The sequence below is a fragment of the Bacillus cihuensis genome (genome assembly GCF_000504145.1).
Lineage (GTDB): Bacteria > Bacillota > Bacilli > Bacillales > DSM-1321 > Peribacillus > Peribacillus huizhouensis.
Genome location: NZ_AYSD01000010.1, coordinates 110,990 through 122,975, shown reverse-complemented (window position 1 = coordinate 122,975; position 11,986 = coordinate 110,990). Strand labels below are relative to the sequence as shown.

The following is an 11,986-nucleotide window of genomic DNA, read 5'->3' as shown; positions in this document are numbered from 1 at the left end:
TCCAATCGAAAAAACCTGTCAATCTTGCAATAAAAAGGAGCCAAGTAAACCTCTCCTCATTTCCCTTGAATCCATCTAGACCGCTCGCCTATAATCGGACTATTTTCTTCGATTCATTCGATTCCAAAGCGCCAAGGATGACGTTTAACGATTTCATCCCTTCCAGTCCATTAATGAGTGGTTCCTTATCTTCATTAATACTGATGATAAATTGGCTAATCACCTGTGTATCATGCTGACCACCTGATTCATTCGATTGAATTTTCCCTAATCTGAGATTTTCAACTTGCCCATTAGCCCGTTGAATAACCAACGAAAACTCTGGGTCATCCTCTAGCCTCAATATTGCTTTTTCACCATAAATAATTGTCGAGTTATCTTCTTTTACATAAGCCCAACTCGCCGCTAGTGTTCCAATAATTCCGCTTTCTGTTTGCAAAATAAAGGTAGCATTATCGTCTACATCGCTATTTTCCTTCGAACTACTTTTAACAAATGCTGCCACTTCTACGAATTCTTCACCCAATAAATAGCGAAGCAAATCTGTTTTATGAACCCCTAAATCACCCATTGCCCCGATAAATGCTTGTTCTTTCTTAAAAAACCAGCTGTCTTTACCGTCAGCACTCCATGACTCTGGACCAGCATGACCAAATGCTGAACGAAAGCTATAGACTTTCCCTATCTCCCCACTTGCGATGAGCTCCTTCGCTATTTGATGGGAATCTACAAAACGCTGATTATGGGCAATCATTAATTTCTTACCGGCTTTGTTCGCTGCAGCAATCATCTTCTCTGCTTCTTCACGTGATGTCGCCATCGGTTTTTCACAAAGAACATGCTTCCCAGCTTCTAAAGCAGCAATGGTCAATGGAGCATGAAGATAATTTGGCGTACAAATACTAACAGCATCAATAGTAGGATTATTCAGTAGTTCCATATAATCAGTATATGCCTTTGCTCCATACAATTCCGCTAACTCCAGAGCCCGTTCCTCTACAATGTCGCAAACTGCTATGATTTCTGCAGATTTATTCATTTTATATTCCGGAAGATGGCGGTTCTTTGCAATACTCCCACAACCGATTACACCGATATTTAATAGACTCATCATTCTATCTCCCTTTCAATCTGTCTTCTCTTATTTTTTTCCTGATATGGCTTCCAACGCTTGTGCATTTCCATAAACAGGTCTAGCGTTTTCTACCGGCTTAACCCACTCAACAGCATTCGAAATCACTCGTTGAATATCAGGGTGATGATAGGTAGGATATGTTTCATGACCAGGTCGGAAGTAAAAAATCTTCCCGTTTCCACGACGGTATGTACATCCACTTCGGAATACTTCTCCACCTTCGAACCAGCTCATAAACAGCAGTTCATCTGGTGCGGGAATATCGAAATGCTCCCCATACATCTCTTCTTTTTCAAGCTCAATATACTCTCCGATACCTTGTGTAATTGGGTGGCTTGGATCAAGGACCCATAAACGTTCCTTCTCATCCGCCACACGCCATTTTAAATCGCACGAGGTCCCCATAAGTTTTTTAAATACTTTCGAAAAATGTCCAGAATGTAATACGATTAATCCCATTCCATTAAGTACGCGCTCGTACACCTTTTCTACGATATCATCGGATACCTCATCATGCGCTATATGCCCCCACCAAATTAATACATCCGTTTCCTGAAGAACGTGTTCGGGTAATCCATGTTCCTCTTCATCAAGTGTTGCGGTCGTGATATGCCGAGTCTCGCTCTCTAAAAAAGATGCAATAGCTTGATGGATCCCATCAGGATACACATCAGCAACGTTCGGGTTGGTTTTTTCGTGACGATATTCGTTCCAAACAACTACTTTCATTTTCATCTACTCCTTCCATTAAGAATAAATAGAGAACTGCAATTATTTCACAGCTCCATCAGCAATTCCTTTAATGATTTGCTTTTGAGCAAAGAAATACCCAATGATGACAGGTAGTATCGAAATTGATAATCCTGCCAGCGCAAGATGCCACTGTTTCGTATATTGCCCAAAGAAGAAGAATAATTGAAGCGGAATCGTTTCCGTCCCATTTCCTCCAATGACGAGGGATGGTAATAGATAATCATTCCAAATCCAGATTACATTCAATACTCCGACCGTTACCGACATCGGTTTTAATAGTGGAAAAATAATGTACCAAAATGTTTGAAATTTATTACAACCATCAATTTTGGCTGCATCATCTAACGATTCCGGAATCCCTTTTAATGCCCCATGATAAAGAAAAATGGATAAACTCGCCCCAAATCCTAAATACATGAAAATCAAGCTACTGCGGTTCAGCATATCAAGTTGACCAAACTGTGATACGAGCGGAATCATAACCGCTTGGAATGGAATCAGCATTGCAGCTACAAACATAAAGAAAATTACCGTGCTAAGCTTGCTCTTATTTCTTGATAATGCATATGCTGCCATCGCTGAACAAATGATGATGATTAATGTGCTAATAGCCGTAATGAACAATGAATTACCGAAAGCCTTAATAAATCCAAGTTGTACAAACGCTTGCACAAAGTTATCCCATGTCCATTCTTCAGGTAGACCAAGCGTATCTGCGAAGATATCACGCTTTGTTTTAAATGCATTGACTACCATTAAATAAAATGGCACAAGCCATACAATTGCTAAAAGGATTCCGATGATTTCCAGAAGGAGGGATTTTTGGTTTTTGAACATTATAATTCAACCTCCTTTTTCTTGTTGTAGTACACTTGCAATAAGGATATGGCAGCGACTGTGACAAAGAAGATCATCGCTTTAGACTGTGCATACGCCATTGAATTTTCTGTAAAGGCCGTTTTTACAATATCCATCGCAACCATTTGCGTTGAATTAAATGGCCCACCGTTTGTTAATGACAAGTTTTGGTCATACATTTTAAACGAGTTTGACAATGTAAGAAATAAGCTTACCGTGAATGCCGGCGCAATCATAGGAACCGTAATGTTTCGAAAGCGCTGGAGCCTGTTCGCTCCATCAATTTGTGCTGCCTCAATCAATTCTTCTGGTACCGATTGCAGATAAGCAATGTAAATAATCATGACATATCCAGCCATTTGCCAGGATGTCAAAATGACCAATCCCCAAAAACCAGTTTCCGTTGTTGAAAGCCAGCCTTGCAAACCTTCAATCCCCATTGACTCGCCTATTGAAGCAAATGCCTTTGTAAAAATGAACTGCCAGATGAATCCTAAAATCAAGCCGCCTATTAAGTTTGGCATAAAGAAAACTGTTCGCAGAAAGCTGCTTGACTTAATATGCTGAGTCACAATTAACGCAAGCCCTAACCCAATAATGTTGATAACAATAATGGCCGCAATGGAAAATTTAATAGTAAACCAGAATGCATCCCCAAACTCTTTATCGTGAAATAATTTGATATAATTATCGAATCCAACAAACTTTGAGATCCGGAGACCGTCCCAATTCGTAAATGAATAATATAGACCGGTAAGTAATGGGTAAATCACGACAATGAAGATGGCGACGAGCACAGGCGCTAAAAATAGCCAAAATGATAAATCTCGGTTTTTCATTTGAGACGCCTCCTTTTTGAAAAGCGCAAGCCGAGATACACAGAAAAATTCCCCTGTAATTCTCTTGCCCCGGATTACTTGTGACCTCAAGGAAGCTAGGCTGCTTACGCTAGATACAAAAGCTGATAAAAAACATATAATATTAGATTTTTTTATGATGGAGCAGCTCATCCGTATATAACAAGTCAGATGCCCACTCCACCACTGAATGATTTACTAGCAAACTGCTTAATCAGTTACCACTTCGAATATCTTCCCAAGCTTTGATATTCTTTTGAATCAATTCGTCCCACGTCATTTCTCCCAATACATAAGCTTGTACGCTTGCTCCGAATTGGTCCTCATTCCAACCAACCGGTGAACCTTGAAATGTCCAGCCAATTGTCTTTCCTTCTGCAGAATACTCATAGATTTCTTTTGATAACGGGTCTGCGATTTTCGAAGAATCATATCCTTCATAAGCAGGAATAAATTTAAAGTCTTTTAACACTGCTTCTTTACCAGTATCAGAAGTGTACATCCAATCAAGGAATTTCTTGGCTTCTTTAGCTACCTCATCATCTACCTTATTGTTAACCGCCCAATAATTCGGTACGCCAACCGGCATTTTTGCTTCACCATCTACTGGAATTGGAATGATCCCAATATTCTTTTCTGCTAGCTCTGGATCCATATCATTGACGGTGTTATACACCCAGTTACCTTGCTGTATGATGGCAACTTGCTCAAGGGAGAAAAGTTCCTCCACTTGTTGGGAATAATCAAGGCTTGTTGTCGGTTGTACAGAAAACTCATTTTGTAGATCAATCATTTGTTTCAACTGATCTCCTTTTGTAAAGGCAACAGTTGGAGATTCATAGGCAGTCATTACGTTTCCATCAAATTCAGAAGCTAAGAAAACATTGGAAAGATGGTTACCTGTTACCCACTTTTCCTTAACAGGGAATGCAAATACTGCTTTGATTTTCAAATCTTTCTTTTTAGCATCCAATTTTTCAACCGCTTCTTTCAACGCTTCATAAGAGGTAAGCTCTTCAGCGTTAATGCCAGCTTCTTTAAAAATACGTTTGTTATAAATAAATCCGTACCCCTCTTGGTTAAATGGTAAGCCAAGTACTTTACCGTCTATAGTAACGCCATCAAGTGTGCCATCCAAAGCCGCTTTTGCTGCCTTTGTGTCACTTAAATCTGTCAAACGATCACCAAACTGTTCAACATCTGTAGGTCCACCGACATTGAAGATGGCCGGCTCTTCTTTAGATGTAAACTTCGTAATTAAAGATTGCTTATAATCATTTCCGCCCCCAACTGTAGATATTTTTATCTTCACATCAGGGTTCTCTTCTTCGTAAGCTTTCGCCAATTCTTCAAATTGATTCTTGAATTCTACTTTAAATTGGAAAACGTCTAATGTAATCTGATCCCCAGAGGCTTTATCGGATGAAGAGCATCCTGCTAAGAATAACGATGATGCTAATACTGCTGAGGCAATACCTGATACTTTTTTCAATTTCAATGAACCCATCCCCTTTTTTATTATTTCTCACAAGAAGCATTTTGTGAAATCGTTTGCACAAATGAATAAATATGTAGATTCGTTTCTCTTAAACGACTCCCCTATCAATCTATCTATTCACATTGCATTTTATTCTCCACCATTCTACACTTTATTATCTGGAAATAAAAGCGTTTTCACTTTTGTTTTTAAGATATTTTTTCCAATCAATGACGTAAAATAGCAAAGTGGCTTGTTTTTTTGCACTTTTCCCAGTTGGAAGGAGGAATATTTATTTTTGAACAATCCCCCAATTACTAATCGATATCATCATTTAGAGTTAGCCAAAACCCAGAAGTTGTGTCATATATTCAAAGTTTAAACATATTATTCACCGCGGCCAACTTTTGTTTTGCACAAAATATTAAATGAATAATCCATTTCACAACACAGCCCCTCTTCAAACATTATTTCTACCGCTTTGATATCATTCTTTTAAATCAAGGAAAATTAGTTCTATACTAAATTATTCTAGGTAATAGGAACTGAAGCCAATAAGCTGCGCATCCTGTTCCTCGGATCGGTGGTCACGGAAAAATTCACTTACTTGTTTCCCTTGATGATATCTAGAACTCTTCGCCCCATTACTCTGCCCTAACATTCACTTACAGTTCGAATAGAAGAACTAATCAAAAGTGTGTTATTTAAAACTTGCAAAAAAGTAAAAAGCTAAACCATTTAGTAATGTGTTCAGCTTTTATCGTTCAGTCATTTACTATATTTTTAATTTTTCGCATCCTAGACTGCAATTATCTTGATTCATTTGAGGCAATTTCAGCTACACGAGTTGTCCCATTTAATTTAGAAACCCTTCTTTCCATGCTGACAAATGCAGTGTTAGCGAGCCACATAAGGGAATAGGCCAACAAGCTGAAACTAAAGAATGGAAAGAGTCCTGGAAACTGGATCATGATCATACTGAAGATAGCGATGACAGCAGCCATACTGATGACTTGAATTGGATTGGAAATGGCAGTAATGACGGCATACTTCATGACATTAGCTAGTTTAATATCAAAGTGGACAAATACCGGAATAACAAACATGATTGTCATCAAATATACGATAGACATTGCTGAAACGACAAAAAATAATACCAGTTGGATTGTATCATTTGCTCCTCTAAATAATTGAAAATAATAAAAAAGACTAAAGCCTGTCGCAACCATAACCCATCCCAATATATTTGCCTTAAAAAAAGAAGCACGGTACAATTTCCAAAACGTACGAAATAGAGGAAATTCCGTTTGCTTATTAATCCATTTCCTGCAAATCGCAAACATCGTAAAAGTGGCAGGGAAAATTCCTCCTACAAATAACCCTATAATACAAAAAAGGATCCATATTAATTGAACAATAAAGAACCTAGCAATCCATTCCATGACCGTATTTAATTTACCCATATAGCCACCTGTTAAGAACATCATCCCACCCTCTTTTCTTGGTACCTATCATTATATGAATATTTTAATGATTACTTTTTCATTTTTTCTTTGCCCTGGACCGGCACATTTGCTTCGACCATTTGTTGAAAGCGAGCAGCCATTATTTTGTCGCCTTCAGCATTAGGATGAAGTCCGTCAGGCATATACATCTCAAAATCTTCACCAAACAATTCCAGCCCATCAAAATAATATAAATGTTGATCGCCAGCATTCTTCAAGATTTCAATCACTTGAAGTATTTCCTTCCTTGTCTTCTCTATCGATAAACCGACTTTATTTTCTACTTTTTCAAATTCTCGATTAAAGATTGGCGAAATAATAGCAATCGGCACATCTTTTTGTTTATCTCGAATAATTTGAATAAAACCTAGTAAGGCAGCTTGAAACGTTCGATCTGAGAGTGCATTACCTCTTATTATATTAATTCCTGCACAAATAGAAATGAAATCTGCCGGCATATCACGAATCATTCGAGCTACCATCGGTTCTAAAAAGCAATTTCCGCTATAGCCAAGACAAGTTAAATTAAAATCTAGTTTATTAGAAACTAATGCTGGCCAAGTTTTTGATGGACTTTCAGAGTAATAACAATGCGTTATAGAACTGCCGTACGTAATCCAATGCAATCGTGAATCTTCTACAAGTTCCCACTCTGCACCTTCATCGATCCAAATGTCTGTAATCGAGACAGCTGTTTTTTGCGATAAATAAATTTCAATTAGCTTTGATCCATCTGAAAGATCATTAAAATTGGCATAGGTTTCTCCTGAATGAATAAGCAAAGCTTTGTTCAAGATACCATTGACTAAACAATCCATTTGCATCATTTCAGATACAGCTAGTAGTCCAATTCTTATCTGCCTTGTATTACTGCGCAATACAATTCTTACACCGGCTGGCAATTCAGCCTGACCACCAATACCATTCGGTAAAAATAATTCAGTTTGACTATACGGTAACCGCCACGGTTTCACATATGTTTCTGTTTTTTCAATGGATACAGCACCATGAATCATCTTTTCAATTAACGGAAGCTGTTGCACGGTTATCACTCCATACTTTTTTAAGTAGAACTTCAATCAGTAGGAGGTACTTTATCCCCTACTGATTATTAGTTCTGTTTTTCGGAAAATATCTAAACTTCTCCAGAAACCTTTACATGGTGAACTTAATTCTTCGTTCATATAGATAAAAAATTATGACTTCAGCCATTCTAAAGAAAATTTACTAAATTGTATATCCATTTTATTCCAATCGTTATAATCGTGAACTCGTTCGTATAGGACTCCAATCTCCCCATTTTGAAGGACAGTTAAGCAAGAATATCCATAAAATCCTTCTTCAATTACTTTACTGTACGGCCATGTTTTCCCACCATCTTCACTTAAGCGAACGGTTCCTTTGATCCTTGTCTCCTCATCATTTGGATTTGAGAATAATACCCTTACTTTTCCATCTCCTAGATCAGGATAAAGCATTACACTTGACTGACAAATTGGATCAACCAAAGCCATGTTAAAGGTTACTTCTCCCCATGTTTCCCCACCATCTTTACTAGTTGTTACGGCAGTCCTTTTAATTTCATAATGATTACGTAAATAATATTTCAATTCACCCGTAGGCAATTCAATTACTTGCGATTCTGTCAAATATTGTTTAGCTTCTGAGATTGTTTTTGCGGAAAGAATTTCACCGTCCAACTCTCTACCATCATTTGGTGATTCCCCGCGTTTCCATGTTAATCCATGATCATCACTATACATACAAGCACAGGACAGGTGACCTGCTTCATTAGAGAAGTAAATCGGAAAAACTAATCTGCCTGCATGTTTCCCTTGCTTTAATTGAATCCCACGCCCTGGACCTGAGCCAATAAACCTCATCCATTCTTCTTTCACCATGACATTCAACTCTCTTGGTTTCGACCAAGTAAGGCCATCATCATCACTCTGAATGATTTGTAAAAAGCAAGTCCTCGCTTCTAGTAAACTTTCATTTGCATCGATTCCTTTTTTCAAATAGATATTTCCATGTAGCTGATTCTCTTTATTAACATTTCCTTGATCGTCTACTGTATAGTCTGTTAAATTGTTGTCTGAATCATAGACTTGCCCATCTTTTGCAAGGAAATAAATATGACCGTTTTGATCATACAATTTCCGACGCCCATCTGAATCAAAGCCAATTCCTGATTCACTATTCCAAAGACCAACTCCGCCTGGACTATGGCAGAAAATCATAAATATCGTGCCAGTTTCTTCATCTTCTAAAAGTGATGTATCAATTGCCGCTGCTCCATCTAACCCTTCCCCTGGATAGGCAACTAATTTTTGCGCAGATCCCCATGTTTCTCCGTTATCCACACTACGGCGAATCGTCACGTCAATTTTATTAGGGTTGTCTCTTTGATCAACAAGCCTTGCATCAATTCCTGCAATGACAGTTCCTTTCGATGTTGTAATCATAGATGGTATTCGATATGATTTAGAATCTGCAAAACCTGGATAAAAGATCGCTTCTGAATGGATATTAGACATGTGAATAGCTCCTTTTATTTTAATAATAGATACTCTAATTTCATTATGTTCTACATTCAAGCTGGAATATGTAATAAAAAAAGAATGCTTAATACCCTTTTCTACGCTATTTTCCTGATAATGGACATATCTTTATCAACCATATCAGGTTATCTTTAACAAAATGACAAATCCCAAGAAGACTGCTTATTATGAAAGGGTCGTACCTAGTCATCTACTATAAAGCGTGTACAGGTAGACCCTTCCATAGAAAACTGCTTATTTCCTTATTACTTCATTAAATCTGATACTTTGTCTGCTTTATCCATCTCAGCAAGAACATCTTTTCCGCCATTATTCAACCAGTTTTCAACATATTTATCCCATTCTTTATCGATGTCAATCTCCCCTACAATCGCTTTCATTCTAAATTCATCGACGATTGTTTTTAGGTTTCCTTTGTAGCGCAACTGCATTTCTTTCATTTTTGTTTTATTTAAAACATCCCATTTATATGGACGAATTAACATATTTTCTTTTACATCATCACGAGCAAAGAATTCTTTTCTCAGATTCATCGTATATTCTGATGTAAACCACTGTACTCTTTCTTTATCATACGTACGGAAGTTATAAGCCCAGAAGCCAGAATTTCCTTCTTCAGCTGCATATTCAGGGCGAACTATTAAGGCAGATTTTTCAGGCTCTCCTTCCCAATCTGAATGTACGCCAACTTCGCCATAAAGCGTCCATCTTGCATCATTATCTAAGTTGATATAATCAAAGATTTGGAGAATTCTTGCTAATTCCTCATCTGTTACATCTTTAGAAACATAGAATGCATCTGCTAAATTACCAACTGGTATAAATGAGGCAACACCCTGCTTTCCATCTTTACCAATTTCCGGAGCAGTAGCTAAAATTTTTGCAGTAGAATTTGGATTTTCCACAAGGTTTTGTGGAGCTCGTCCTTTAGTCCAGTCATCATTTGCAAGATATGAAGATTGTGCAGTATAGTAACCGATTTTACCTTGTTTGTATTTTTCCCAGCTCTTTTTAATATCAAGTGTTGTAAATTCAGGGTCAATTAAGCCCATATCATACCATTTAGCTAATAACTTCAAATACTCTTTATATTTCTTAGAAATCTCTGTAACGACTAATTGATCATCTTCGATAAAGTTATAATCCGGAGCTAATCCAAATGCCCCCATTAATGAAACTGCCCAGTGCATTTGATCATTATATGGAGAAATCGCATACGTATCATTTTTGCCGTTTCCATCTGGATCATCAAATGTAAACGCTTTAAAAATTTCTTCTACTTCTTCAAGTGTATAAGCTTTATCCGTATAGTAAATTTTCTCACGTGCACCGCTTGGGCCAACTTGTTTAATTTCCCCTGGTGGGTCAATCCCTAGTTTTTCTAACCAGTCTAGACGGAATGTTGGTGTCCAAGTTAATCCATCAACATGTGAATATAAACCTATTAAACTCAAATATTCATTATCGGAGCCTGCTGATTTGTTCATATCAAGTCCAGGTGGATTTTCCTCTAACATTTTCATATAACGTGGTGCATACTTTTCAAGCATTTCTTTCGGGATTGTTCGAATTAGACCTGCATCAAACAACTCTTTCGCTGTCTTTGGTTCTCCATTAAAAGCAAATGTATCAGGTAAATCACCAGAAGCAACCATTAAGTTCACTTGGTCTTTATTCCAAGTATCTACTTTTGTGTTGATAATTTTAACGTTAAATTGCTCTTCTAATCTCTTTTGCACATAGTTACCATCTTCCGCTTTTCCTTTTGTCACTGATCCAGATAAGTTTAATTCAAGGTTATCTGAATAATCCCCAGCATCCGGCAAACTAGCAATATCAACCTTTTTCCCTGAAGTTGCTTCATTATTGGAGCAAGCTGTTAAAAATAAAGCACTTGCTAAAGCTGCAGTTGAAAGAACCTTTGCATATTTCTTCATTGTATATTCCCCCATTATCCTTTTAATGAACCAATCATAATGCCTTTAACAAAGTATTTCTGTACAAATGGATAGATTAAAACGATTGGACCGATAGAGATGATTACAGTAGCAGCTCTCACATTACTCAACATCAGATCAGCATTAGACATGCCACCTCCACCCATTTGGCTGCCCGCTTGTGTAAGATCCATCGCAACGAGCATATCCCTTACGACGGTTTGTAAAACATCTAATGCATCGTCTTGGATATAAATTAAAGCATGGAACCACTCATTCCAATGATATACCGCTGCCCATAATGCTACAGTTGCGATAACAGGTTTCGATATTGGAATAATGATTTTTATTAAGATTTGAAAATAATTGGCACCATCAACAATCGCTGATTCTTCAAGCCCTTTATCAATCGTCATAAAATAGTTTCGCATGATGATGATAAAGAATACATTAACTGCCGAAGGCAAAATTAATGCGAAGCGGCTGTCAATTAAACCAAGATTTTTAATAAGCAAATAATCAGGAATCATCCCACCTGAAAAGAACATTGCAATCAAGAAAAAGATTGTAAAAAAGTTTCGGTATGGTAAATCTTTTTTTGAAAGCGGATACGCAGCTAATACTGTAAATGAAACAATTAATACCGTTCCTAAAACGGTCCTAATAATTGTATTTAAATACGCGATCATAATATTTTGGTATGAAAATACAAATGCATATGCGTCTGGTATCCACCTGTCCGGCCATAAATTGACTCCGAGACTAGATGCTGCTTCGGCATCTGAGAAGGATAAAACAACTGTCTGCCAAAAAGGGTATAGTACAATAAGTGAAAATAAGGTAAACCCAGTTACATTTAGAATATCAAATAAAGATATTTTACGTTTTTTTACCGCCATCTTT

General features: G+C 37.4%; 10 protein-coding genes. All 10 read right to left on the bottom strand.

Going from position 1 to position 11,986, the window contains the following annotated elements; translation table 11 throughout:
* Positions 1 to 88 precede the first annotated feature (88 nt).
* Complete coding sequence (locus tag V179_RS0100560) at positions 89 to 1,111, bottom strand: Gfo/Idh/MocA family protein (RefSeq protein ID WP_028389792.1); 1,023 nt, start codon at positions 1,109 to 1,111, stop codon at positions 89 to 91.
* Between the two features lie 30 nt (positions 1,112 to 1,141).
* Entirely contained in the window at positions 1,142 to 1,864 is a 723-nt protein-coding gene (locus tag V179_RS0100555) for a ThuA domain-containing protein (protein ID WP_028389791.1), read from the bottom strand.
* Between the two features lie 42 nt (positions 1,865 to 1,906).
* The gene (locus V179_RS0100550) at positions 1,907 to 2,725 is read right to left on the bottom strand and encodes a carbohydrate ABC transporter permease (RefSeq protein WP_028389790.1); all 819 of its coding nucleotides are present in this window, start codon (positions 2,723 to 2,725) and stop codon (positions 1,907 to 1,909) included.
* Entirely contained in the window at positions 2,725 to 3,585 is an 861-nt protein-coding gene (locus V179_RS0100545; RefSeq protein ID WP_028389789.1) for a carbohydrate ABC transporter permease, read from the bottom strand. Before V179_RS0100545 ends, V179_RS0100550 begins: the two co-directional genes overlap by 1 nt.
* Before the next feature lie 232 nt (positions 3,586 to 3,817).
* Complete coding sequence (locus V179_RS0100540) at positions 3,818 to 5,110, bottom strand: ABC transporter substrate-binding protein (RefSeq protein WP_051404776.1); 1,293 nt, start codon at positions 5,108 to 5,110, stop codon at positions 3,818 to 3,820.
* Positions 5,111 to 5,889: 779 nt separating this feature from the next.
* Positions 5,890 to 6,567 carry a YesL family protein gene (locus V179_RS0100535; RefSeq protein WP_084552151.1) on the bottom strand — a complete coding sequence of 226 codons (678 nt, stop codon included), beginning with the start codon at positions 6,565 to 6,567 and terminating at the stop codon, positions 5,890 to 5,892.
* Positions 6,568 to 6,614: 47 nt separating this feature from the next.
* On the bottom strand, positions 6,615 to 7,628 hold the full coding sequence (locus V179_RS0100530) for an SGNH/GDSL hydrolase family protein (RefSeq protein ID WP_028389786.1): 1,014 nt from the start codon (positions 7,626 to 7,628) through the stop codon (positions 6,615 to 6,617).
* A 153-nt stretch (positions 7,629 to 7,781) separates the two neighbouring features.
* Entirely contained in the window at positions 7,782 to 9,122 is a 1,341-nt protein-coding gene (locus V179_RS26765; protein WP_051404775.1) for a sialidase family protein, read from the bottom strand.
* A gap of 269 nt (positions 9,123 to 9,391) precedes the next feature.
* Positions 9,392 to 11,083, bottom strand: coding sequence for a type 2 periplasmic-binding domain-containing protein (locus tag V179_RS0100520; protein WP_028389785.1), 1,692 nt, complete (start codon positions 11,081 to 11,083; stop codon positions 9,392 to 9,394).
* Between the two features lie 14 nt (positions 11,084 to 11,097).
* Positions 11,098 to 11,982, bottom strand: coding sequence for a carbohydrate ABC transporter permease (locus V179_RS0100515; protein WP_028389784.1), 885 nt, complete (start codon positions 11,980 to 11,982; stop codon positions 11,098 to 11,100).
* Between the last annotated feature and the right edge of the window lie 4 nt (positions 11,983 to 11,986).